Source organism: Psychromonas ossibalaenae ATCC BAA-1528, from assembly GCF_000381745.1.
Lineage (GTDB): Bacteria > Pseudomonadota > Gammaproteobacteria > Enterobacterales > Psychromonadaceae > Psychromonas > Psychromonas ossibalaenae.
On record NZ_KB906982.1, the window covers coordinates 58,207 to 82,598 of the forward strand.

Consider the following 24,392-nt stretch of genomic DNA (forward strand, 5'->3'; position numbering starts at 1 on the left):
GACTAACCGCATTATACGGTTAGTCTGGGCTAGATGCACTGAGTCTGCTAACCTGCTAAGTGCAGTGACACAGAATTCGACTGCTTGATTTGCGGTCGTTTGCCAGTTTATTTACTGCCCGCCAGCTTAGCTGGGAATCTTGTGATTAAGTAATTTTCGCTTATAAACCTCAATGCGGCACAAAATGATGTTAAAGTATTTACTCTCATGTCATCCCGTAATTTATCTGGCTTGCATCACTCATTCTCTAATGCAGCGGTCAAAAATATTTCTACTCATGCTAACCACAGTTCCAGACAGGTATTAAAAAGACCATTCTTAGGTAGTCTTCAAAATGCAGATAAAACGCTTCCGTAATTTTTATCCAAGTTTTACTTTCAAATAAACGTAAAAAAACATCCCTCATATTTAAGACTAGCGATAACGAGCATAAATGCTCTCAATGGAGCCATCTTTTAAAAGTTTTTTAATCGCTTTATTGAATCGAGGAAGTGCACTCTTCTTTGCCGGGTGAAAGCGAATCATCTGCTCGACCACACTAGTCGATTCTCCGACAACCAGTTGTTCTGTATAGTTTTGTGTTTTTATTTGATACTGGACAAAATCTTTATTGATAAACGCTTGATCTAAACGCTCGGCAAGTAATAACTGAATAAGCTTATTTTCACTGCTAAGCCGATTAGCCTTGATACGCCCGTCTGCAAAATAAGGTTCATATATGGGGTAATAATATCCCTTAATCACACCTATTGTTTTCCCTAACAAATCCTCTGGAGAATGAACTGCAATATACTGTTCTTGGCGAAATAATATAACCTCTTCAGACACAGAAAATGGAACACTATAACTCCCCGGTACCGATGAAGATTTCCGCCAAACGGGATTCGTCATTGGCTCAATATCAATTTTCCCGGTTTCAAACAGACGAAGAGATCGTTTAAAGGGGGCTCGTATATATTCAACTGAGTCTCCTGTTTCTTGGGTAATTGCAGTAAAAATATCACGAATGGTTCCCGTCCTTGAGTCTCCTTCTTTAAAAAAATATGGAGGAAAAGCCCCAGTGTGGAGCATTACCCGAAAAGTCTCTGCTGAGCTTATATGCGTAAAAAATGAGAGAACCATAAAAATGACAGCAGTAAGCCTGTACGTATGATGTTTGATCATTTGTTACCTCATTATCTCCTAAAAAATAACTCACGATATTTAAGAAATTTATCTTAATTGAAGCACTCATATTACATCTATGGAATGATTATTTAATTAAGAATATTATATTTCAGAAGCATCTAACTCCCAGTCATCCAGAAAAATAATATGTGCCCGTCGCTATGGAATGCTTTTCTCTATTCGTACTTTTAATTCTTTAGAAAAACGAAAGCAGTTTCTTCATTCCATGAACCATATAACTTCGCGTATAGAATATTATTGTACACCCCAAGCTTAAATTCACCATGCAGGATCCCTTTTACCGGATTGTAACCTATATCAAATTCATTGGAGAAATAACGATACAAAGATCCCAAAGCGGCTTTATATCTAATACCATTCCGCATAATTAAATGGTCTGAATTTACGAAGGAAAAATTAATGATAGTAAGGCATTTGATTGAGCATAAGTTGGCTATTGGGATTGAAAACAACGAAGCTATCGTTAATTTTATCCAGTAAGACTGAGCAGATATTTATGCGGATTGGTATAATAACTGTGGCGGAGACTTTATCCCTGGAGAGTTGTTCAGGTCAACCCCAACAGACACTTTTCTAAAGGAATTTTCATATTAAATTGGCGACTAATCAGTATTAGCCGAATGCAACCACAACAATTCTTCCATTCGCTAAAAGTTGAAGCTATCCAATATGAACCGGTTATGGCTAAAGGAATGATGCGACAAACGGTATTTGAATAATTTGTTGTACTGCTTGGGATCTTGTTGCGCACAGAATCTGCACGTGAAGAACCGGATATGGACAGGAGGCAATTATAAAAAAGGAATTTACTAAGCAGTGGATACAAAAAATCCCTGCATAAGCAAGGATTTAAAGTATGGTGCCCGAGGACGGACTTGAACCGTCACTTCCGAAGAAAACGGATTTTGAATCCGTCGTGTCTACCAATTCCACCACTCGGGCATCGAGTAATTTGCAGTGATTTAAAACAGACTGCTGATAAGACAAAATGATTATACCTAGGCATTTATTTCAAACAAGAGATTTCCTACACTAATTTGGTAACTGCTTAAAAAGCCGACAAAAAACACCCGTTCACTGTTAAACACCTCACACTATTCTCGACTTCGTACAAGCATCTTAATATAAAATGACTGCCAAGTGATTTTGCATTTGTTACACTGAGTTTTCACTCTTTAAGGAATTATTATGGCCAAACGTAATCAGAAAAAGGTAACTAAACCAACCTTGCAGGAACAATATCAAAGCTGTCCCCGTGCTAATTTTTTTAAGCGTTTAGGCGCCTATACTTATGACCTGTTTGCACTGGCTGCGTTACTGATGCTGGCGGTTGTGTTTGCAATTGTAGCCACTATTATCGCTAATAAAGTGGGTTTGATTAACCTTGATGCTTATAAAGATACTGCAGAATACTTAAGCCACAGCGGCGTCTTTGCTGCTTACTTAGCGCTGGTTATCGTGGGTTTTTACGGTTACTTCTGGAGTAAAGGCGGGCAGACCATCGGCATGAAAGCATGGCGCCTGCGAGTACAAAATAGTGACGGCAGTAACATCAGCTTTACTCAGGCACTAATTCGCCTGGCAACTTCAGCATTTGGCTTAGGTAATATTATGGCTTTTTTCGAAAATCGTAATGCATTTCAGGATTTATGGGCAGAATGCGAAGTGGTTGTATTAACACAAGAATTAAGTAACTGGAAAGGATTCAAAGGCATGGCCTTTATGGATCAGGATAAAAAATAATCCCTGCTGATAAATAAAAATGCCGCCTCAACTTGTAGAAAGTTCAGGCGGCATTTTATTATCTGCTGGATCTTAACTTTGCCGTTTCAGTAAATACATGGCAATCGTTAGGACCAGAATACTCGGCAGCAGTGCTCCAATTAACGGAGGCAGGTTAAATACCAGACTAAACGGCCCGAATAACTCACCAGATACGTGGAAAGCAAAACCACTGGCGATACCAAAAATCAGACGGGTTCCCATACTTACCGAACGTAATCCCCCGAATATAAATGAGACGGATAGAAGCATCATTACAATAACAGTAAAGGGCAGTACCGCTTTACGCCAGAGCACCAGCCAGTAACTTTTTGCATCCTGTTCATTAGTTTCAAGATACTGGATGTAATTATAGATATCGCGCATCGACATTTTATCGGGCTCACTTAATATCACCTCTAATTTTTTCGGGGTAAGATCCGTTTGCCAGACAAACTCAGGGAGCTGCTCTATCTCCGTTTTATCACTTAAAAAACGAGTACGGCTGATCTGCTCTAATAACCATGAGCCCTGCTGATAAACTCCTTTTTGTGCAACAACCGCATTATCAAGTTTCATTTCATCATCAAAAAAATACAATTGAACATTAAACAGCTCTGACTGGCTGTTCATACGCCCGATACTGATAAAAGACTTAGCATCTTTTACCCATACACCGTATTTATTGCTCACCTTTTCCTGCCCGCTGCGCGCCTGATCACGCATCGAATAAGCTTCTTTATCCGTCTGCGGCGCAACGAACTCTCCCAGTACCATCACCATCAACACCATAGGGATCGCGGTTTTAAGCACTGCACCGGCAATACGCAGTTTAGACATGCCGGCAGCCTGCATCACCACCAGTTCACTGCTGCTTGCCAGACTGCCTAACCCGATTAATGCTCCGATTAAGGCGGCCATAGGAAAAAACACTGCAATTTCAACCGGCATTTTCAGAACCACAAAATATGCAGCAGCCAGTGCATCATAAGTGCCCTGCCCCACGTTTCGCATCTGCTCAACAAATTTAATGATGCTGCTTAAGCCGATTAATACAAACAAACTTAAAAAAGTGGCTGCAAAAATAGTTTTACCAATGTAACGATCTAAAATACCCATGATACTAATTCCGTTTTTATAACCAAGTTACTTGGATTGACTAACTTTAGTGAACTTACCTAAACTCTGTAGATGCAGAATAAGACCGACTATAAAGAATAAAATCTGCACCCCCCACATACTTAAGGCGGGTATAACACCTTCTTCAATAAGACTTTTTGATGTGCTTAATAATAAGAAAAAGGTTAAATACAAGGCTAGCGCAGGTAATAGCTTAGAGTAACGCCCCTGACGCGGATTTACTTTAGCAAGCGGTACAGCCATAAACGTCAACAGTAATATTGACAGAGGAATAGCGATACGCCACTGCAGCTCAGCCTGATAGCTAAGATCTGCGACACCAATCAGCTGCTGAGTCGGCAGTGCCTCTGCCCCGCGTGCCCTGTTCTTTACTTCACGGTTAGCAATATGCACTTCGTAAGAGTCAAAACCGGTATTATCAAACTCATTCTGACCAACAATACCCGCGTAGCGTTGTCCATCCTCAAGTGTTAACCACACGCCGTCGCTTTTATCTTCCACCTTACCAGTTAATGAAGATAATACTGAAGGCGACTTACCCGCCTCTTTAGGCCAGTGGGCTGCAAAAACTTTTTCTAATTCATTACCGTTTTTATATCTTTCAATATAAACCACCCCGCCGTTATTAGAGGTTTTATGGAAACGTCCCTCTATCAGCATCGCGGTACCAGCATCTGATTCTGCGTTTTCAATAACACTCACCATCTTATCTTCAGCAGCAGGCGCTAGATACAAGCTGTTAAAAGAAGCAAAAGAAAAGGTTAAAAATGATAACAGCAGCGTTGCTTTAAGCACTTTATTCGGACTGTATCCGCATGAAGTCATCGCCACCATTTCACTTTCGCTGTGCAGGCGCCCGTGAGCAAAAAGAACCGCCAGAAAGAAGCTGATCGGCAGCATTAATGTACCCAATGTCGGCAGATTTAAATACAGAATGGTCATAACCAGATCCGGCGGAATAACCCCTTTAATGGCCTGAGCAAGTATGGAAATGAATTTTTGGCTGACAAAAATAAGAAGTAGAACAAACAGAATTCCAATCTGGCTTTTAAATGTTTCCAGCATTAGATAACGAAGAAGTATCACCCTGTTCTCCAGTGTAAAATAAGATTCTATGAAAGATGGTAAAATAGTGGATTAAGCAAGTAAATACGGTAAAATTGCTATTTTTGTATATTTAGAAGAGTTATCAAGATCCACATACCTCTATAATAACTGCATTTTCAGAAAAATAGCACAGTTAATCGTAATATAATCTATTCGACTTAAGGATACATATGGAATTTCTAGTTAAAAGCGGCAACCCGGAAAAACAGCGCAGTGCTTGTATTGTCGTTGGTGTATTCGAACCTCGCCGTTTATCACAAGCCGGTGAACAGCTTGATGAGATAAGTGAAGGCTACTTAAGCACCCTGCTGCGCCGTGGTGATATCGAAGGTAAAGTCGGCCAGGTTTTATTCCTGCATCATGTGCCTAACGTATTAAGCGAACGTGTTTTATTAGTGGGTTGTGGTAAAGAACGTGAATTAACTGAAACACAATACAAACAGATCATTGCTAAAACCATTGCTACATTAAATGACACAGGTTCACTGGAATCCATCTGTTTCCTTTCTGAGCTGCATATCAAAGGGCGCGACACATACTGGGCCGTACGACAGGCTGTTGAAGCAGCAAAGGATTCTTTGTATAACTTTGATCAGTTCAAAACCAATAAAGACAATACACGCCGCCCTCTGCGTAAATTAACTTTTAACGTGCCGAGCCGCAAAGAATTAGCACGCGCTGAGCTGGCACTGCAGCATGGCCTAGCGGTTTCTTCCGGCGCTAAAGCCTGTAAAGATCTGGCTAATATGCCGCCGAATATCTGTACGCCGCTGTATTTAGCAGAACAGGCACAGGCCCTGGATGAGCGCTTCGATAAAATCAGTACTGAAATTGTTGATACCGAGCAGATGACTGAACTGAAGATGGACAGTTATTTAGCAGTGGCAAAAGGTTCAGATCATCCTGCTTATATGTCTTTAATGCATTACAACGGCGGCCGTGAAGATCAGAAGCCGATTATATTAGTAGGCAAAGGTCTGACTTTTGACTCCGGCGGTATTTCATTAAAACCAGGCGCAGGCATGGATGAAATGAAATATGATATGGGCGGTGCTGCCAGTGTATTCGGTGCAATGAAAGCATTAGCAAAACTGGATCTGCCGATTAATGTTATCGGTATTTTAGCCGGAGCAGAAAATATGCCGGCCAGTAACGCATACCGTCCTGGTGATATCTTAACCACTATGTCAGGACAGACAGTGGAAGTATTAAATACCGATGCAGAAGGCCGTCTGGTTTTATGTGATGTATTGACTTACGTGGAACGTTTTGAGCCTGAATGTGTTGTTGATATTGCTACACTAACCGGCGCATGTATTATGGCACTAGGTCATAATATCAGCGGATTAATGACACCGCATAAAGGTCTGGCACACGAACTGCTGAATGCATCAAACCAGTCTGGTGATAAAGCCTGGCAGCTGCCGATGGATGAAGAGTTCCAGAAACAACTGGACAGCCCCTTTGCAGATATGGCTAATATTGGCGGACGCCCAGCAGGCACCATTACTGCGGCTTGTTTCCTTTCCCGCTTTACTAAAAATTATAACTGGGCACATTTAGACGTAGCAGGAACAGCCTGGAAAAGCGGTGCGAACAAAGGAGCAACCGGCCGCCCGGTTTCATTATTAACGCAGTTTTTAATTAACCGCAGTGAAAATGAAACAACAGAAGCAAACAGTTAAATAATGAGCCAGGTTGTTTTTTATATTTTGCCTGAACAGCAGGAATTAGATACTCAAAGCTTCAGCAGCCATTTTGCCCAAGCTTGCTCTACTGCAGCATTTTATTATTTACAAAATAGAAAAGTATTTATTTATACCGATACGCGAGAAGATGCATTTGCGGTAGATGAATACTTATGGCAGTTTGACGGTGACAGTTTTGTACCGCATAACCTGCTTGGCGAAGGGCCGCGTTTCGGTACGCCAGTTGAAATCAGCTGGCAGGCCCCGACACACCCTCGCCAGATATTAATTAATTTAAGTTCGAACGTGCCTGACTTTGCGGTTAACTTTCAGCAGGTCATCGATTTTGTTCCCTTTGCGGAGCCGTTAAAAATTGCAGCACGAACACGTTACAGCGCCTATAAAAAAATGGGCCTGACACTTTCTACTCAAACAGTTGAAAATACAGAAACTGCTGAGTCAACCACCAAAACAGAAGATTAACACATGGAAAAGACATACAACCCAAGTGCCATTGAGCAGAAAAACTACCAAACGTGGGAAGAGAAAGGTTATTTCAAACCGCACGGTGATACTGATAAAGAAAGCTACTGCATCATGATCCCGCCGCCGAATGTCACGGGTAGTCTGCACATGGGTCATGCTTTCCAGGATACGATCATGGATACCTTGATCCGTTACCAGCGTATGCAGGGTAAAAATACCCTATGGCAGATGGGTACCGACCACGCGGGTATCGCAACACAGATGGTTGTTGAACGTAAACTGTTTGCTGAAACAGGACAGACTCGTAAAGATTTAGGTCGTGAAACGTTTATTGATAAAATCTGGGACTGGAAAGCCGAATCTGGTGGTAATATCTCTAAGCAGATGCGTCGTTTAGGTACTTCTGTTGACTGGGACCGTGAACGTTTCACCATGGATGACGGCTTATCTGAAGCCGTTAAAAAGACATTTGTAGACCTGTACAACGACGACCTTATCTACCGTGGTAAGCGTTTAGTTAACTGGGATCCAAAACTACACACTGCAATTTCTGACTTAGAAGTTGAAAACAAAGATGTCAAAGGCTCAATGTGGCACTTCCGCTACCCGTTAGCGGACGGTGCGTTAACAGCTGACGGTAAAGGTTACCTAGTAGTGGCAACTACACGTCCTGAAACCATGTTAGGTGATACAGCAGTTGCAGTAAACCCTGAAGATCCTCGTTACAAAGATCTTATTGGTAAGAATATTCTTTTACCTTTTACCAGCCGCTTAATTCCAATTGTTGCTGATGATCACGCCGATATGGAAAAAGGCACGGGCTGCGTAAAAATCACTCCTGCGCATGATTTTAACGATTACGAGGTTGGTAAACGTAACAAACTACCAATGATCAACGTATTAGATTTCGAAGCTAAAATTCGTGATGAAGCAGAAGTATTTAACAGCAACGGTGAAAAGAGCGACGATTACAGCACTGAATTACCAGCACAATTCCAAGGTTTAACCCGTGAAGATGCGCGTAAATTAGTCGTTTCTGAACTTGAAGCCTTAGGTTTATTAGATGAAATAAAACCGCATGATTTAACTGTTCCTTATGGTGACCGCGGTGGTGTTGTTATCGAGCCGATGCTGACTGACCAATGGTATGTACGTGTTGCACCGCTTGCTAAAACAGCGACTGAAGCGGTAGCAAACGGTGATATCAAATTTGTTCCACAGCAGTACGAAAACATGTACAACTCGTGGATGAACGATGTACAAGACTGGTGTATCTCTCGCCAACTTTGGTGGGGACACCGTATCCCGGCCTGGTACGACGAAGCAGGTAAAGTTTACGTAGGTCACGATGAAACACTAGTACGTAAAGAACACAATTTAGATGACTCTGTTGTTTTAACTCAGGATGACGACGTATTAGATACCTGGTTCTCATCAGGTTTATGGACATTTTCAACACTAGGCTGGCCGCAGCAGACATTAGATCTTAAAACCTTCCACTCTACAGACGTATTAGTAACAGGTTTTGATATTATTTTCTTCTGGGTTGCACGTATGATCATGATGACCATGCACTTCATGAAAGATGAAAACGGCAAACCACAAGTGCCTTTCAAAACAGTTTATGTCACCGGTCTTATCCGTGATGAAAACGGCGATAAGATGTCTAAATCTAAAGGTAACGTGCTGGATCCGTTAGATATGATTGACGGTATTGATTTAGAAAGCTTGGTAACAAAACGCTGCGGCAATATGATGCAGCCGCAGCTGGCTAAGAAAATTGAAAAGCAGACACGTAAAGCCTTTGAAAACGGTATTGAAGCACACGGTACTGATGCACTGCGTTTCACACTAGCGGCAATGGCTTCAACGGGGCGTGATATCAACTGGGATATGAACCGCCTTGAAGGTTACCGTAATTTCTGTAACAAACTATGGAATGCAAGCCGTTATGTATTAATGAGCAGTGAAGAGAACCCTTCTGGCTTTGGTGCTGATGCAGGTAATGAGATGCAGCTGAGCCTTGCGGATCGCTGGATCCAGGGTCAACTGCAGAATACCATTAAAGAATACACGCATGCTTTAGATACCTTCCGTTTCGATTTAGCGGCCAACATTCTTTACGAATTCACCTGGAGTCAGTTCTGCGGCTGGTACCTAGAGTTAACTAAACCCGTTTTATTCAAAGGCAGTGAAGCGGAGCAGCGTGGTACACGTAATACGCTGATTAACGTACTTGAAACACTGCTGCGTTTAGCACATCCAATCATGCCGTTTATGACTGAAGAGATCTGGCAGCGTGTGAAAGGTATTACTGGTTTAGGCGGCGACAGCATCATGCTTGAAAGCTTCCCTAAAGTTGATGAAGCACTAAACGATCAACAAGCTGTTGAAGATTTAGAGTGGGTTAAGCAGGTTATCGTAGCGATTCGTAATATCCGTGGTGAGATGGATATCAGCCCGAAAACACCGCTTAATCTATTAGCTAAAAACGCATCGGCTGAAGATCAGCGTCGTTTCTCTGAAAACGAAGGTTTCTTAGCCGCGCTTGCAAAACTAGACTCTGTAACGATCGTAGCGACTGGCGAAGAAACACCCGTTTCTGCAACTGCACTTGTTGGTGAACTTGAGCTGTTAATTCCAATGGCCGGGTTAATTGATGTAGAAGCTGAGCAGGCTCGTTTAAACAAACAGCTTGAGAAAGCGTCAAAAGAGCTGGCAAAAATATCCGGCAAGCTAAGCAACGAACGTTTTGTCAGTAACGCACCGGAAGCAGTTATTGCAAAAGAGCGCGCTAAGCAGGATGAGTTACAGACAACTTGTGATAAATTAAACGAACAGATTGAGACTATTAAAGCGCTGTAATTTCATCGCTGAATAGCTCTGCAGATAAAAGATCCGTCCCTCATGGTACGGATCTTTTTTTTTGTAAATTTGATGCATAAACACACAGGTAAATGTCCAATTTAACTCTCGTAACCCGTTCGTCTATCATATACTAATAATTGCTCTCGTTTATTTAGGAAACAAAAAATGAAATGGCTGGTTATTGCTGCTTTTAGTTTTTACAGCTCATTAAATTATGCCCAGGTCACTAAAATTATTGTCTGGGACAGCCTTTATAATAACCCGACACCAATCGTGATGAATTATCTGCGTCGAGCATTAGAAGTAACAGTAGAAGAGTACGGAGATTATCAGTTAATCGAGTCAGCTAAAATGGAACAGGGACGATCTTTAGTTGAACTGGGCAGACAGAAACATGCAAAACTTGATTTAGCAACTTACGCACCAACAGCGGAGCGAGAAAAACAGGCTATCGCGATCCGCATTCCCCTGCTCAGCGGCCTTATGGGTTACCGCTTATGTTTAATCGATGAAAAAAAACAGACTATTTTCCAAGATATTGAAAATAAACAGCAGCTGATTAATAAACATATCAGCATAGGGCAGCACCAGGACTGGCCAGATACCACCATTTTACGTTTCAATAATTTGCCCGTACAGACCACCCATAAAAAAGAGCTGCTGTTTCAAAAACTGATCCGGGGACGTTTTGACTGTTTCAGCCGCGGTGCTAGTGAGATTTATGCGGAGTATTTGGCCCATAAATCTCAAGGTATCGTGATTGAAAAAGAACTGCTGATCTATTATCCGCTGCCGATTTTTTTCTTTGTTAATAAATCACGCCCCCGGTTAGCAGAGCGTATACAGCTGGGTCTGCAGAAGTTAATCGATTCCGGTGAATTTGACCAATCTTTTGAACAGTTCTTCTCTCCGATTATTGATGAATTGAAACTAACCGACAGAGTGGTGATTGACCTGCATAATCCGACTTTATCAGAAAAAACCATTCAGGCCATGAAAATACCAACACAAAGATTTAGAGAAAATCATCTGCAAAAACAAGCGGATTAGCCGATACACAGAACTAGCTATAACTTTTTTGATTCTTCTGCTAAAGGTTACTGATAATGAAAAAAATAATAATACTGTTTTTACTACTGGTCCTAAAAGCTAATTTTAGTCTCGCCAAAAATAATGAAATAGTGTTGTGGAATCAGACAGCAAGCGACTCTGGCATTATCTGGGATACCCTGTACCGCGCACTGGAAATAACCAAAGATGACTATGGCGAATACCAGCTTATTACCTCATCGCCTATGGAACAAGACCGCGCCCTGCGTGAGCTGGTAAACGCCCGTATCGATTTAGGGCACTTTATCGCAACAGAAGAACGAGAAAAACAAGCAATCGCAGTTCGTATTCCTATTCTACAGGGGCTTTACGGTTATCGTTTATGTTTAATCAAAGAGGATAATCAGGAAAAATTCACAGGCATCAACAGTAAGCAGCAATGGATAGAAAAAAACATCACGATTAGCCAGCACCATAACTGGCCGGATACTAAAATATTAGAAAGTAATGGAATCACTGTAAAAACAACGTTTAAACGAGACCTGCTATTTCAACAATTATCTATGAAACGTTTTGACTGCTTTGCTCGAGGCATAAATGAAATTAATACTGAACTGTCAAACCATTCCTCACTTGGTTTAGCGATAGAAAAAAATATAGTACTTCATTACCCGTTCCCGCTGTTCTTTTTTGTTAGCCCGGATAAACCTTTATTAGCTGAACGTCTGCAGCTGGGGTTAACTCGCTTATATCAGAACGGTGTGACAGAACAGCTGTTTGAATATTATTATCGGAAACTCATCAATGAGTTAGGCCTTGAACAAAGAAAATTCATTGAGTTACAAAACCCAACGCTTTCGCAGCAGACAATTAATGTATTAAAAGCACCATCAACCCGTTTTAAAATAAAATACTTTCCAAACAGTAAAGAATAAGAATCTGTGCAGCAGTTACTCATAAGAAATACTTTTTAACAGGCGGTCCATCGCTCGATAAGATAAAGACTCTAACAGGTGCTGACGCTTAAGATCTTCACTGCCGGCTAAGTCAGCAATACTACGCGCCACTTTTAATAGACTATGCCAGGCCCGAATTGATAAGCCCATTTGATTAATGGCATGCTCTAAAAACTCCGCGTCATCAATACTCAGCTTACAAAATTCCGTTATCTCCCGGGTAGTCAGCGCATGATTTAATTTTCCCTGCCGCAGGATCTGTTTATCTCTTGCCTGCAGTACGCGGATTTTTATCTGCTCGCTGCTTTCACTTTGCGGCTGCCGTCCGGCCTGTGCAGCTGCCAGCGTCCCTTTCGGTAATAACGGCACCATAATTGACAACGAAAAGCGATCTAAAAACGGCCCGGATAACCGTCCTAGATAACGCAGTATCTGATCCGGCGTACTGCGTCTTAATTCTCCGCTTATATGTCCGCACGGACTAGGGTTCATTGCCCCTATCAGCTGAAAGTCTGCCGGAAAGGTTACCTGATTAGCCGCCCTGGAAATAGTGACTTCATTGGTTTCCAGCGGCTGGCGTAAGCTGTCTAATACCGAACGAGGAAACTCGGGCAGTTCATCTAAAAACAGAACGCCGCGGTGAGACAGGGATATTTCTCCCGGTTTAGGTTTTCCACCGCCTCCCACCAGCGCAACGGAAGAGGCACTGTGATGCGGGCTGCGGTACGGAGGCCGATACCAGTCATCGCGGCGTTTACCGCAGACAGAATAAATGGCGGCCGTCTGCAGGGCATGTCTCTCACTTAATTTCGGCAGCAGCGTCATAAAGCGTTCGGCTAACATGCTTTTCCCGGTTCCTGGCGGGCCGACCAGTAAAATATTATGCCCGCCTACAGCAGCAATTTCTAACACCCTTTTCGCCTGTTCCTGTCCTAATACATCACTCATATCCGCTGGGTTCTGTACTTTAGGCATCGGACATGACTGCGCCTGTGCCAGCAGCTTATGCCCCTGCAGAAAAGCACAAACGTCAGTAAGATTAGAGGCAACAAAGGCCTGCACACCGGTTAAGGCGCTTTCATGCTGATTTTCACAGCAGATAATTAAAGCGCGTGATTTTTCTTTAGCAGCAAGCGCGCAGGGAATAAGGCCGTCAACTGCACGCAGTTCACCGGAAAGAGCCAGCTCAGCAAAACATTCAAACTGTTCAATCTGAGCCGCCTGAACCTGTTCGGAAGCGATTAAAATACCAATCGCAATCGCTAAATCAAAACGCCCGCCCTCTTTAGGTAAATTAGCCGGCGCTAAATTAACCGTTATTCTTTTACTCGGAAATTTGAAGCCGCTGTTTAATATTGCGCTGCGTACTCTTTCTTTAGCTTCTTTAACGGATGTTTCCGGCAGACCTACTAACGAAAATCCCGGCAGCCCCGTGCCCAGGTGCACCTCCACCAATACCTCCGGGGCATCCACACCTAATAGCGCACGACAGTATAAACTTGCTAATGCCATAGCTTTCTCTTTTTTATGTCAAGACAATGTCTTTTAGTATAGGCAAGCATCAGCATCTGCTCACTTTAAATAACAAAACAAGCTTTCATAAAGCAGTTCTTTATTGCCGAGCATTTGCAATTGGTAACGTTTTCTTGTGCACTTTTATCGAGAAATGTGACAAAAGTTGAAAAAGGCGGGTATTTACGCTATAAAGATGACCACTTTTCAAACTCAGCATTGCTTATTTTGTCTATTTTTCCTTTGAACAAAACAACGATAAGCCCTCACTAAATTCAGGACGGATCAAAAATGAATGGTGCCAATTTTATCGTTCAAGCATTAAAAAAACAGGATATTACTCAGGTATTCGGCTATCCGGGCGGCGCAATTATGCCTCTCTACGATGCCCTGTATGACGGTGGACTTAATCATCTTTTATGCCGCCATGAACAGGGGGCTGCTATGGCCGCCTTAGGTTATGCTCGAGCAACGGGTAATGTAGGAGTATGCATTGCAACGTCTGGCCCGGGTGCGACCAACCTGATTACCGGCCTCGCCGATGCATTATTAGATTCTATTCCGGTCGTCGCTATCACAGGTCAGGTCGCCAGTAATTTAATCGGCACAGATGCTTTCCAGGAAGTGGATGTATTAGGACTTTCTTTGGCCTGTACCAAACACAGCTTTATGGTGCAGAGCAGCGAACAGCTGGGCCCTATTCTTGAACAGGCTTTTGAAATTGCCAGCTCAGGCCGCCCCGGTCCGGTTTTAATTGATATTCCTAAAGACATTATGCTTGCTGATGCACCCGATTTTTCATCGTTAAAAGTGCAGCCTGCAGAAAATAAATTAAACTCCACTCTTGAGCCCACTTTAATCCGACGAGCTAAAGAGATGATAAGGTCAGCCAGTAAACCGCTTCTTTATGTCGGCGGCGGCGTCGGTATGGCAGGTGCAGTTCAGGAGCTGCGCAACTTTATTCAATATACCTATATTCCCAGCGTCTGTACGCTGAAAGGGATCGGCGTTATTGAGCATAATTCTGAATATTTTATGGGTATGGTCGGTATGCACGGCAGCAAAGCCGCCAACTTAGCAATTCAGGAATGCGATCTGCTGATTGCTGTCGGCGCCCGGTTTGATGACCGGGTAACCGGTAAACTTGATGAGTTTGCCAGCCACGCAAAAGTGATTCACCTTGATATTGACGCGGCAGAAGTTGATAAATTACGCCTTGCTGATCTGCCTCTTACCGACAATCTAAAAGAAGTTCTGCCTGCCATTGAAGTTGAAACCTTTATCAGCGCCTGGCAGAAACATATTGTAAAAATGAAAATCGATTTTGCTAACCGCTATGATCATCCGGGTGAAGCGATTTATGCACCGGCTATGCTTAGACAACTTGCTGAAATGATGCCGGAAAATACGGTAATCTGCAGCGATGTCGGACAGCACCAGATGTGGGTTGCACAGCACATGTTTGTACGGTGTCCGGAAAACCATATCTCCAGTTCTGGTTTGGGCACTATGGGTTTCGGCATTCCAGCTGCCGTCGGCGCACAGACAGCACGTCCGAATGATACCGTGATCGCCGTTTCCGGTGATGGTTCATTTATGATGAATGTTCAGGAGCTGGGCACCATCAAACGCGGAAAATTACCGATTAAAATACTGCTGATTGATAACCAGCGTTTAGGCATGGTCCGTCAATGGCAGAAACTATTTTTTGACGGCCGTTACAGTGAAACCATTTTAACGGATAATCCCGATTTCGTTACACTGGCAAGCGCCTTTGATATCCCGGGAGAAACGATCTCAGTAAAAAGTCAGATCCAGGATGCACTTACCCGTTTACTGCACAGTGACGGTCCGTATCTGCTGCACGTTTCTATTTCAGAGGAAGAAAATGTATGGCCGCTGGTGCCGCCCGGCGCGCCAAACGATAAAATGATGGAGAGTTTAAAATGAAATATTTACTGATTATCCAAAGTGAAAACAGCCCTGAACTATTAGAGCGTCTATTACGAGTCTGCCGTCACCGCGGCTTCAGAGTGCAGAATATTAACGGTGAAACTACTGAAAATGAAAAATCTCTGCATATCACTTTAACGGTGTGCAGCGATCGACCAGTGAGCCTGTTAACTAAACAAATTGAAAAACTATTCGGCATTACCCGAGTCGCGGCAATAGGGCAGGAACAAGTCATTAAAGCCAGCGCGTAACGCTTGTTAAAGACAAAGTTATCTGCTTAAATCAGATAACTTCCAATGAACAGACAACAACTAACCCGCAGTAAAAACTATGCGGATAAGTTATACCAAACTGATTAAGTAAATGGTCAGTTTTAGGCGCAGGAAAAATCGATACTAGCAAGGCATTAATTGATGTAACTAGTTATTCTAATTACGAAATTAATAACGAAGACAGGATTGATTTTAACCAGCATAAAAGATTAGATACTTATTCAGATTGGTATTACCAATAAACAAGGAATTAAGATGCCAGACTACCGTTCAAAAACTTCCACACATGGTCGTAATATGGCTGGTGCACGTGCCCTGTGGCGCGCGACAGGCGTAAAAGATGATGATTTCGGAAAACCTATCATTGCGATTGCCAACTCATTTACGCAGTTCGTTCCAGGTCATGTACATTTAAAAGATATGGGCCAGTTAGTGGCAGGTGCGGTTGAAGCTGCCGGCGGCATCGCCAAAGAATTCAATACTATCGCTATTGATGACGGTATTGCTATGGGTCATTCCGGCATGCTGTACAGCCTGCCGTCTCGTGATTTAATTGCAGACTCTATTGAATACATGGTTAACGCACATTGTGCCGATGCAATCGTCTGTATTTCCAATTGTGACAAAATCACTCCGGGAATGTTAATGGCGGGTTTACGTCTAAATATTCCAATTATTATGGTTTCCGGCGGCCCAATGGAAGCAGGTAAAACCAAACTTTCAGATCAAATCATTAAACTAGATTTAGTTGATGCCATGGTAATGGGCGCAGATAAAGACGTATCTGATGAAGATGTGGCTAATGTTGAACGCAGCGCCTGCCCGACCTGCGGTTCATGCTCAGGCATGTTCACCGCCAACTCGATGAACTGTTTAACAGAAGCACTTGGTTTATCACTTCCAGGTAACGGCTCAATGCTGGCAACACATGCCGATCGTGAGCAGCTGTTTTTAGATGCCGGCACCCGTATTGTTGAAATTACTAAGCGTCACTATCAACAAGATGACTACTCTGTATTACCACGCTCAATCGCCAGCAAAGCGGCTTTTGAGAATGCAATGGCACTAGATATTGCAATGGGCGGCTCAACCAACACGGTTCTGCATCTATTAGCCTGCGCACAGGAAGCAGAAATTGATTTCACGGTAAGTGATATGGATGCTATGTCCCGCCGTATTCCGCAGCTTTGTAAAGTTGCACCTTCCACACCTTTATATCACATGGAAGATGTACATCGTGCCGGTGGTGTAATGGCGATTCTAGGTGAGCTCGACAGAGCAGGTTTCTTAAATAGTGATATTCCAACTATTTTAAATATGACCATGAAAGAGCAGTTAGCACAATACGATATTATGCAGACCCAAGACCAGGCCGTTATTGATTTCTATCGTGCAGGTCCTGCCGGTGTCCGTACCACTCAGGCATTCAGTCAGGCCTGCCGCTGGGACAGTGTGGACAACGACCGTAAAGACGGCTGTGTACGTTCATTAGAGCATGCATTCAGTGAAGAAGGCGGTCTTGCGGTATTGTTTGGTAATATGGCCGTTGACGGCGCTGTGGTAAAAACCGCCGGTGTTGATGACGATAACCTGACATTTACCGGTCCGGCAAAAGTATACGAAAGCCAGGATGATGCCGTTGAAGCAATTCTAGGCGGCAAAGTTGTTGCCGGTGACGTGGTTGTTATTCGCTATGAAGGTCCGCAGGGCGGTCCGGGCATGCAGGAGATGCTTTACCCGACCAGTTACCTGAAATCCATGGGGCTTGGCAAAGAATGTGCGTTAATTACTGACGGCCGTTTCTCCGGCGGCACATCGGGTTTATCTATCGGTCACGTTTCTCCAGAAGCTGCTGCCGGCGGTGTAGTTGGTTTAATTGAAGATGGTGACATTATTGATATCAATATTCCAACACGTGAAATGGAGCTGAAAGTATCTGAAGAAGTATTAGCAGAGCGTCGTGCTAAAATGGATACCTTAGGCTGGAAACCGCTAAACCGTATTCGCCCTATTTCAGCGGCGCTTAAAGTGTATGCTTCGATGGCGACCTCTGCCGATAAAGGCGCGGTACGTGACTTAAGCAAACTGAAGTAAAAACCGATATTTCACCTTTATTTGCGCCATCGAAATGGCTATTAATAAAAACAGCAGATAAAGGTGCGGTACGCGATTTATCTAAACTGAAATAAGATACTAAGACTTAACCTTTGTCTGCCCGCCATTTACATGGCCAATATATAAAACAGCGGATAAAGGTGTGGTAAAAGATTTAAGTAAGCTTAAAAAAGCTAACACGAATATTAAAAAAGCCGGTTATGTTTATTCATAACTGGCTTTTTTGTTTTCAGGGCTAGTGACTTATCCGCTAGGTTAATTAAGTGTTTTAACGCTGTCGCGTTCAACTAAGGTCGGTTCTAAATGGATCTCAAGATTGTTTTCACGACTACTTTGGATCTGATCCAGCAAAGTATCAAAGGCTTTTCGCCCTAAATTAAATTTGGGCTGATGGATCGTGGTTAACGACGGCGTAATAAATTTAGCCAGACTGATGTCATCATAACCGATAATCGACAGATCCTCGGGAACCGATATACCATGTTTATTAGCCGTATTGATCACGCCCATCGCCATCATGTCATTGCAGACAAAAATTGCACTGGGCATTTTACCTGTTGCTAAAATGCTTTCAAAAGCCTGTTTGCCGCCTTCACACTCAAAATCACCAAATGCATGCCAGTCTTGATCAACCTCAAGCTCTGCTTCATTCATTGCCTGAATATAACCGGCAAAACGTTCTGATGTCGCCTGTTTATCGCGAGGTCCGCTGATACAGGCAATTTTACGATGGCCTTTATTAATTAAATACTGAGTTGCTAAATAACCACCGTGACGGGAATTATCCTGTATTTTGTCACAGGGGAAATTAGTCTCTCCGCAGTCCATCACCACAGTTGGAACGGGTTTATGACGAGAAAATATATTCAAATTCTGACTGGCTATTTCATCACTCATCAGTAACAAACCGTCAACCTGTTTCTGCAGCAGCATATCGATATTGAAATTCAGGCGGTCCAGATCCCCTTCTGTATTACACAGAAGTAGATTATAGCCCTGCTCATAACAACGACGCTCAACTCCTTTTACCACTTCGGCAAAAAACGGATTCGCAGATGTGGTCACCAGCATACCAAAGGTACGCGTATTTTTTAGCTTTAAGCTGCGGGCCAGTGCTGAAGGCGCGTAATTCAACTCCTCTACCGCTTTCATCACCCGTTCAACAATATCTGTGCTGACATAGCGGGTTTTATTAAGGGCATGGCTTACCGTTGAAGTAGACACGCCGGCATGTTTTGCCACATCTTTGATAGTTGCCATTATCTTATTGTTATCCTTTATATACCTATGATGCTTCGAAATCAGCCTGACACAGCATTTGAAGTAACATGGTTATAAACTAATTAGTTATGGTGCATTATGTGCATTAATCAGAAAGTTATCTACTGTATTTCGGTATGGGATTGAAGTCTGTGCTCCAGCACCACTAACCGTAATAGCGGCGGCGGCATGGGCAAAACGAACTGCGTCAGCTAAGTCAGCCCCTTCTAACAGACGTGTCAGCAGTGCACCGTTAAAAGTATCACCAGCAGCCGTTGTATCAACCGCTTTTACACGAAACCCTTTTATCTGCTGACCCTGACCATTCTCACTGATCCACACACCTTCACTGCCCAGGGTTATCATCACCAGCTTTATTCCCTTGCCGTGAAGCACATCTGCCGCCAGCTGCGCTGACTGCATATCGCTGACTTTAATTCCTGTAAGCTGCTCAGCTTCTGTTTCATTAGGCGTAATGATATCAATAAGCTTCAGTAAATCATCGGGTAACGGCTGCACGGGAGCAGGATTAAGTACAACCTTAGTGCCCGCCTGTTTAGCTGTTTCTGCCGCGCATATAATAGCTTCAACAGGCGTTTCTAACTGCATTAACAGCATATCGGCGCTGCTGATAAGATGGTGGTGAGGCTTTAGTCTAGATACAGTTAAGCAGGCATTTGCTTCAGCTGAGATACAGATACTGTTTTCACCACTTTCGGCAACCTGGATCATTGCGATCCCGGTTGGTTTGTTTTTTTCAATCATCACAGCATCAACATTAATGCCGTCTTCACTGAATGCCTTACGTATATTAATACCAAAACTGTCATCACCCACACAGGCGATAAAAGCTACATCTGCCCCTAAACGTGCAGCAGCAACCGCCTGATTGGCGCCTTTTCCTCCGGGAATAACACTGTATCCCCGGCCGTGTAATGTTTCTCCCGGACGAGGGAAAGAGGGAACCTGCAGAACATGATCTGCATTAACACTGCCTAAAACGACTAATTTATTCATAATATTGACCACTTAGCTTTTAGCATAAAGATGAAGCATATTGATTAACGCTGTATTCAATAGGCTTGGCGCAGGCAGAACCAGGGTAACTCCGATTCTACCAACTACAATAGCGAACTCTTATTTAAGCACCATCATTAATGGTACAGGGATGCTTTTCTCTACCGCTTCCCCTTTTAATAGTTTCACTGCAGACTCAACACCAATCTCACCAATCAAACCAGGCTGCTGAGCAATTGTTGCACCTAACAGGCCGCGTTTAACAGCGGCAATACCGTCATCCGTACCGTCAAAACCAACAATCAGAATATCTTTACCAGATGCCTGTACAGCACGTACCGCACCTAATGCCATTTCATCATTTTGTGCAAACACGGCTTGTGTATTAGGTTTAGAAGAAAGCATATTTTCCATTACATTCAGACCTTTAGTACGATCAAAATCCGCTGGCTGGCTGGCTAGAAGATCCATGTTTTCGCTTTTAACTGCGTTCATAAACCCTTGGCCGCGTTCACGGGCTGCTGATGTACCGGCGATACCTTCAAGCTGAATAACACGTGCATCTTTACCTATTTTTTCACTGATAAATTTACCGGCCATTTCACCACCAGCAACATTATCAGAGGCGATATGACTGACTACATCACCACGACTTGCTCCTCGGTCTAATGTTAATACCGGAATTTTAGCCTGGTTGGCGATACGAATAGCATTAGAAACCGCATCAGAATCAGTTGGGTTGATTAAAATAGCTTTAACGCCGCGAATAATCAGATCTTCAACATTTGACAGCTCTTTACTCGGATCATTTTGTGAATCAAGTACAATAAGCTTGTAGCCTAATTGATCCGCTTTCTTTTCAGCTCCCTCTTTCATAGTGACAAAAAATGGATTGTTTAAAGTAGAGACAACCATTGCAAGCGTATCCTGTGCCATTGCAGTTGCACTGAAAGAAGCTGAAATAACAGCTGCTGAAACTAATGTTGTAAACTTTTTCATTTTCTATTCCTTTTTATCTTACTGGTATTAGCGGAGACACTATGCACTCCGCAGGCTTTTAAAATTTATCTGTGTTTGTTATCAACAAGTACCGCTAACAATATGACCACGGCTTTAACAATCATCTGGTAGTATGACGAGACGTCTAACAGGTTTAACGCATTGTTTAATACGCCGATAATAAGCGCACCGATCAGTGTGCCCATAATGCGGCCTTTACCGCCCGCCAGACTTGTACCGCCAAGTACAACCGCGGCAATAGCGTCTAATTCATATCCCATACCGGCTGTCGGCTGTGCTGATGATAAGCGTGAGGTGATGATGATGCCCGCTAGTGCTGATAATAATCCACAGATTGAATAAACACCGATCTTGATACGGTCGACATTAATCCCCGATAAAAGGGTTGCTGATTCATTACCGCCAAGCGCATAAATATAACGCCCGAAACGAGTATGGTTTAACAGATACCATATTCCCGCAAAAACACCGGCCATCATCCACACAGGTACCGGAATACCGAACACATATCCCGTACCAAACCAGGCAAAAGCATCTGCAACATCAGTAAAACCGGTAGAAATTGGACGACCGTCGGTATAAACCATGGTCACTCCGCGTAATAATGTCATGGTCACCAATGTCGCAATAAAGGCTTGTACTTTACCTTTGGCGATAATGACTCCCGCAACAGAGCCGAGCGCGGCTCCGCCTAACAATGAAACAGGCACTGCAATCAGAACAGGAATTTCCATGCTGATCATGCTGGCGGCAAAAGCACCGCACAATGCCAAAATCGAACCGACACTTAAATCAATACCGGCAGTTAATATCACTAAAGTCATACCGGCGGCTAAAATCGCGATGACCGATGTCTGGCGAAGAATATTAAGAATATTGTCCACCGTAAAAAAGTATTCATTAAGAAACGACACGACAACAACCAGCATAATTAATGCGATTAATGACTTTTGTTCAATAAACCATTCTTTATTTATCAGACCACCTGCTTTAGCAGCTCCCTGATTAACTATAACCTTGTTGTTCATGCTGTTTTCTCCATAATATTATTACCAAATGCACAGGCCATTAATTTTTCCTGATCCGCATCGATCGCCGTAAATTCACCACTGATCCGCCCCTGATGCATCACCAGAATACGATCGCTCATACCCAAAACTTCCGGCATTTCCGAAGAGACTAGAATAATGCTCATACCTTCTTCTTTAAACTGATTGATAAGCTGGTAGATCTCTTTTTTCGCCCCGACATCTACCCCGCGTGTCGGCTCATCAAGAATCAATACCTTAGGGCGGGTCATTAAACCTTTCGCAATCGCTACCTTCTGCTGGTTACCACCGGATAAATTACCGATAATCTGATTTTTTGACGGGGTTTTAATATTAAATAAGCGAATAAAATCTTCGACTGCGACGGACTCTGCCCCGTGATCTAACTGCATGCCTTTGGACAGCTGCTGTAAAGAGCACAGAGACATGTTTTCTTTAACAGACAGTCCTAGAATCAGGCCGTCACCTTTGCGGTCTTCAGAAATATAAGCGATGCCGTTGGCAAGCCCCTCTTGCGGACTGCGTGGATTAACAGCTTTACCCTCAACCAGCATTTTTCCAGAATGATGCGGCATAGCACCGTAAATTACTTTCATTAATTCTGTACGCCCGGCTCCCATCAAACCTGAAATACCGAGTATTTCACCATGATCGAGCGTGAAGCTAATATCGTCAATATCAGCTGCCGATAAGTTTTTAACTTCTAAACATCTGGTACCGTGCTTACTTTCGACACGCGGATACTGCTCATCCAGACGGCGGCCTACCATTAATTCAATTAAGCTGTCTTCATCCGTTTCTGCAACCTGACGTTCAGCAATAAACTTTCCATCACGCAGCACAGTAATATCATCACAAATTTCGAAAATTTCTTTTAAACGGTGGGAGATATAAACGATGCCGTAACCTTCGTCGCGTAATTCATTAATCACGGTAAACAAAGAAGCTGTTTCTGTATCAGTTAACGCATCGGTCGGCTCATCCATCACGATAACCTGAGACTTAAATGACAGTGCTTTAGCGATTTCAACCATCTGCTGTTCGCCAAGACTCAGCTCACCAAGCAGCTGCGAAGGTTTATGTTTCACATTTAAACGGTCTAATAAAATTTGTGCTTCATCAAACATTACCGACCATTTTATTGCACCGAATACATTAGTGATTTCTCTGCCGAGAAAGATGTTTTCTGCAATGGTCAGATCAGGAAGAAGGTTAAGCTCCTGATGAATAATACTGATCCCCGCTTCCTGAGAATGACGCGGGCCAGTAAAGTTTACTGGCGCATTTTCATAAAATATTTCACCTTCATCTCGAGAATAAATACCGGTAAGCACTTTCATCAGTGTTGATTTTCCAGCACCGTTTTCTCCCATCAGTGCCATTACTTTACCCGGGTAAACGTTTAAACATGCATCATCCAGCGCTTTTACACCGGGGAATGCTTTGTGAATGCCTTTCAATTCTAAAATGGGCTGTTTCATAGCAGCTCCTTAACAATTATTTGCTAGACTAAAAAACAACGCCGGCCTGAAAAATAACATTTGCATAAGGCGTACATTCACCGGTACGAACAACCGCTTTACTTTCCCGGGTACGCCCTTTGAACTCTTCGTGACTGATATATGAAACACTGATTTCTTTCCCCTGTTTCTGCTCTTTCGCAATAAGCTCCTGCAGTGCACTGTGCAGGTCCGGACTTACCTGCTGAAACTCTTCAGCTAAGATCACGCCGCAAATCTGCATCTCACCGAGCAGTACCTTGGCAGTATCAATAAACGCTGGAACACCATGCGTTAAAGCCAGATCAATGCGCTGGGTTTGGCTTGGAACCGGCAGCCCGGCATCGCAGATGGTAATCTCGTCGAAATGCCCGAGAGAGGCTACCAGGTAAGATAATTCAGCGTTAATTAATGCTGTTTTTTTCATGACATTCACCTTGAAGAGTCGCTT

The 24,392-nt window shown here is 43.2% G+C and carries 19 protein-coding genes and 1 tRNA gene; 9 read left to right on the forward strand and 11 right to left on the reverse strand.

Going from position 1 to position 24,392, the window contains the following annotated elements:
- Positions 1 to 414: 414 nt before the first annotated feature.
- Together G327_RS0109720 and G327_RS0109730 are read right to left on the reverse strand one after the other, a co-directional pair.
- Positions 415 to 1,164: a substrate-binding periplasmic protein gene (locus G327_RS0109720; protein WP_019614580.1), complete on the reverse strand. Its 750-nt coding sequence runs from the start codon at positions 1,162 to 1,164 to the stop codon at positions 415 to 417.
- Between the two features lie 881 nt (positions 1,165 to 2,045).
- A tRNA-Leu gene (locus tag G327_RS0109730) sits at positions 2,046 to 2,130 on the reverse strand.
- Between the two features lie 246 nt (positions 2,131 to 2,376).
- Between G327_RS0109730 and G327_RS0109735 the strand changes: the two genes are divergently transcribed.
- The gene (locus G327_RS0109735) at positions 2,377 to 2,931 is read left to right on the forward strand and encodes an RDD family protein (RefSeq protein ID WP_019614581.1); all 555 of its coding nucleotides are present in this window, start codon (positions 2,377 to 2,379) and stop codon (positions 2,929 to 2,931) included.
- A gap of 72 nt (positions 2,932 to 3,003) precedes the next feature.
- On the opposite strand, the gene lptG is transcribed toward G327_RS0109735, so the two are convergent.
- A complete protein-coding gene (gene lptG / locus G327_RS0109740) occupies positions 3,004 to 4,068 on the reverse strand; it encodes an LPS export ABC transporter permease LptG (protein ID WP_019614582.1) in 1,065 nt (354 codons plus the stop codon).
- Positions 4,069 to 4,095: 27 nt separating this feature from the next.
- The gene (gene lptF, locus G327_RS0109745; RefSeq protein ID WP_033298106.1) at positions 4,096 to 5,175 is read right to left on the reverse strand and encodes an LPS export ABC transporter permease LptF; all 1,080 of its coding nucleotides are present in this window, start codon (positions 5,173 to 5,175) and stop codon (positions 4,096 to 4,098) included.
- Positions 5,176 to 5,366: 191 nt separating this feature from the next.
- Between lptF and pepA the strand changes: the two genes are divergently transcribed.
- The 5 genes from pepA to G327_RS24380 all read left to right on the forward strand — a co-directional run bounded on the left by pepA (position 5,367) and on the right by G327_RS24380 (position 12,223).
- Positions 5,367 to 6,881 carry a leucyl aminopeptidase gene (gene pepA / locus G327_RS0109750; RefSeq protein WP_019614584.1) on the forward strand — a complete coding sequence of 505 codons (1,515 nt, stop codon included), beginning with the start codon at positions 5,367 to 5,369 and terminating at the stop codon, positions 6,879 to 6,881.
- A 3-nt stretch (positions 6,882 to 6,884) separates the two neighbouring features.
- Entirely contained in the window at positions 6,885 to 7,367 is a 483-nt protein-coding gene (locus G327_RS0109755; protein ID WP_019614585.1) for a DNA polymerase III subunit chi, read from the forward strand.
- A 3-nt stretch (positions 7,368 to 7,370) separates the two neighbouring features.
- The gene (locus tag G327_RS0109760; RefSeq protein WP_019614586.1) at positions 7,371 to 10,235 is read left to right on the forward strand and encodes a valine--tRNA ligase; all 2,865 of its coding nucleotides are present in this window, start codon (positions 7,371 to 7,373) and stop codon (positions 10,233 to 10,235) included.
- Between the two features lie 168 nt (positions 10,236 to 10,403).
- Positions 10,404 to 11,288 (forward strand): type 2 periplasmic-binding domain-containing protein, encoded by an 885-nt coding sequence (locus G327_RS24375; protein WP_019614587.1) that lies wholly within the window; start codon positions 10,404 to 10,406, stop codon positions 11,286 to 11,288.
- Positions 11,289 to 11,344: 56 nt separating this feature from the next.
- Complete coding sequence (locus G327_RS24380) at positions 11,345 to 12,223, forward strand: transporter substrate-binding domain-containing protein (RefSeq protein ID WP_019614588.1); 879 nt, start codon at positions 11,345 to 11,347, stop codon at positions 12,221 to 12,223.
- A 15-nt stretch (positions 12,224 to 12,238) separates the two neighbouring features.
- On the opposite strand, the gene G327_RS0109775 is transcribed toward G327_RS24380, so the two are convergent.
- Positions 12,239 to 13,756, reverse strand: a complete 1,518-nt coding sequence (locus tag G327_RS0109775) for a YifB family Mg chelatase-like AAA ATPase (protein ID WP_019614589.1) — start codon at positions 13,754 to 13,756, stop codon at positions 12,239 to 12,241.
- A 291-nt stretch (positions 13,757 to 14,047) separates the two neighbouring features.
- On the opposite strand from G327_RS0109775, the gene ilvG reads away from it, so the two are divergent.
- The 3 genes from ilvG to ilvD all read left to right on the forward strand — a co-directional run bounded on the left by ilvG (position 14,048) and on the right by ilvD (position 18,075).
- Positions 14,048 to 15,706, forward strand: coding sequence for an acetolactate synthase 2 catalytic subunit (ilvG, locus tag G327_RS0109780; protein WP_019614590.1), 1,659 nt, complete (start codon positions 14,048 to 14,050; stop codon positions 15,704 to 15,706).
- Entirely contained in the window at positions 15,703 to 15,960 is a 258-nt protein-coding gene (gene ilvM / locus G327_RS0109785; RefSeq protein WP_019614591.1) for an acetolactate synthase 2 small subunit, read from the forward strand. Before ilvG ends, ilvM begins: the two co-directional genes overlap by 4 nt.
- Positions 15,961 to 16,236: 276 nt before the next feature.
- The gene (gene ilvD, locus G327_RS0109790; RefSeq protein ID WP_019614592.1) at positions 16,237 to 18,075 is read left to right on the forward strand and encodes a dihydroxy-acid dehydratase; all 1,839 of its coding nucleotides are present in this window, start codon (positions 16,237 to 16,239) and stop codon (positions 18,073 to 18,075) included.
- A 276-nt stretch (positions 18,076 to 18,351) separates the two neighbouring features.
- Here the strand turns inward: ilvD and G327_RS0109795 are convergent, their stop codons facing one another.
- The 6 genes from G327_RS0109795 to rbsD all read right to left on the reverse strand — a co-directional run bounded on the left by G327_RS0109795 (position 18,352) and on the right by rbsD (position 24,368).
- A complete protein-coding gene (locus tag G327_RS0109795; protein WP_019614593.1) occupies positions 18,352 to 19,356 on the reverse strand; it encodes a substrate-binding domain-containing protein in 1,005 nt (334 codons plus the stop codon).
- Between the two features lie 87 nt (positions 19,357 to 19,443).
- Positions 19,444 to 20,373, reverse strand: coding sequence for a ribokinase (gene rbsK, locus G327_RS0109800; RefSeq protein WP_019614594.1), 930 nt, complete (start codon positions 20,371 to 20,373; stop codon positions 19,444 to 19,446).
- Between the two features lie 120 nt (positions 20,374 to 20,493).
- The gene (gene rbsB, locus G327_RS0109805; RefSeq protein WP_019614595.1) at positions 20,494 to 21,372 is read right to left on the reverse strand and encodes a ribose ABC transporter substrate-binding protein RbsB; all 879 of its coding nucleotides are present in this window, start codon (positions 21,370 to 21,372) and stop codon (positions 20,494 to 20,496) included.
- 65 nt (positions 21,373 to 21,437) lie between these two features.
- Positions 21,438 to 22,421, reverse strand: coding sequence for a ribose ABC transporter permease (gene rbsC / locus G327_RS0109810; RefSeq protein WP_019614596.1), 984 nt, complete (start codon positions 22,419 to 22,421; stop codon positions 21,438 to 21,440).
- Positions 22,418 to 23,923 (reverse strand): ribose ABC transporter ATP-binding protein RbsA, encoded by a 1,506-nt coding sequence (gene rbsA / locus G327_RS0109815; protein ID WP_019614597.1) that lies wholly within the window; start codon positions 23,921 to 23,923, stop codon positions 22,418 to 22,420. The genes rbsC and rbsA overlap by 4 nt, the downstream gene beginning before the upstream one ends.
- Before the next feature lie 28 nt (positions 23,924 to 23,951).
- Positions 23,952 to 24,368, reverse strand: coding sequence for a D-ribose pyranase (rbsD, locus tag G327_RS0109820; protein ID WP_019614598.1), 417 nt, complete (start codon positions 24,366 to 24,368; stop codon positions 23,952 to 23,954).
- Between the last annotated feature and the right edge of the window lie 24 nt (positions 24,369 to 24,392).

Coding starts and splice junctions, on each gene's coding strand:
- G327_RS0109720 (WP_019614580.1), bottom strand. CDS start 1,164: ATGATCAAACATCATACGTACAGGCTTACTGCTGTCATTTTTATGGTT.
- G327_RS0109735 (WP_019614581.1), top strand. CDS start 2,377: ATGGCCAAACGTAATCAGAAAAAGGTAACTAAACCAACCTTGCAGGAA.
- lptG (WP_019614582.1), bottom strand. CDS start 4,068: ATGGGTATTTTAGATCGTTACATTGGTAAAACTATTTTTGCAGCCACT.
- pepA (WP_019614584.1), top strand. CDS start 5,367: ATGGAATTTCTAGTTAAAAGCGGCAACCCGGAAAAACAGCGCAGTGCT.
- G327_RS0109755 (WP_019614585.1), top strand. CDS start 6,885: ATGAGCCAGGTTGTTTTTTATATTTTGCCTGAACAGCAGGAATTAGAT.
- G327_RS0109760 (WP_019614586.1), top strand. CDS start 7,371: ATGGAAAAGACATACAACCCAAGTGCCATTGAGCAGAAAAACTACCAA.
- G327_RS24375 (WP_019614587.1), top strand. CDS start 10,404: ATGAAATGGCTGGTTATTGCTGCTTTTAGTTTTTACAGCTCATTAAAT.
- G327_RS24380 (WP_019614588.1), top strand. CDS start 11,345: ATGAAAAAAATAATAATACTGTTTTTACTACTGGTCCTAAAAGCTAAT.
- G327_RS0109775 (WP_019614589.1), bottom strand. CDS start 13,756: ATGGCATTAGCAAGTTTATACTGTCGTGCGCTATTAGGTGTGGATGCC.
- ilvG (WP_019614590.1), top strand. CDS start 14,048: ATGAATGGTGCCAATTTTATCGTTCAAGCATTAAAAAAACAGGATATT.
- ilvM (WP_019614591.1), top strand. CDS start 15,703: ATGAAATATTTACTGATTATCCAAAGTGAAAACAGCCCTGAACTATTA.
- ilvD (WP_019614592.1), top strand. CDS start 16,237: ATGCCAGACTACCGTTCAAAAACTTCCACACATGGTCGTAATATGGCT.
- G327_RS0109795 (WP_019614593.1), bottom strand. CDS start 19,356: ATGGCAACTATCAAAGATGTGGCAAAACATGCCGGCGTGTCTACTTCA.
- rbsK (WP_019614594.1), bottom strand. CDS start 20,373: ATGAATAAATTAGTCGTTTTAGGCAGTGTTAATGCAGATCATGTTCTG.
- rbsB (WP_019614595.1), bottom strand. CDS start 21,372: ATGAAAAAGTTTACAACATTAGTTTCAGCAGCTGTTATTTCAGCTTCT.
- rbsC (WP_019614596.1), bottom strand. CDS start 22,421: ATGAACAACAAGGTTATAGTTAATCAGGGAGCTGCTAAAGCAGGTGGT.
- rbsA (WP_019614597.1), bottom strand. CDS start 23,923: ATGAAACAGCCCATTTTAGAATTGAAAGGCATTCACAAAGCATTCCCC.
- rbsD (WP_019614598.1), bottom strand. CDS start 24,368: ATGAAAAAAACAGCATTAATTAACGCTGAATTATCTTACCTGGTAGCC.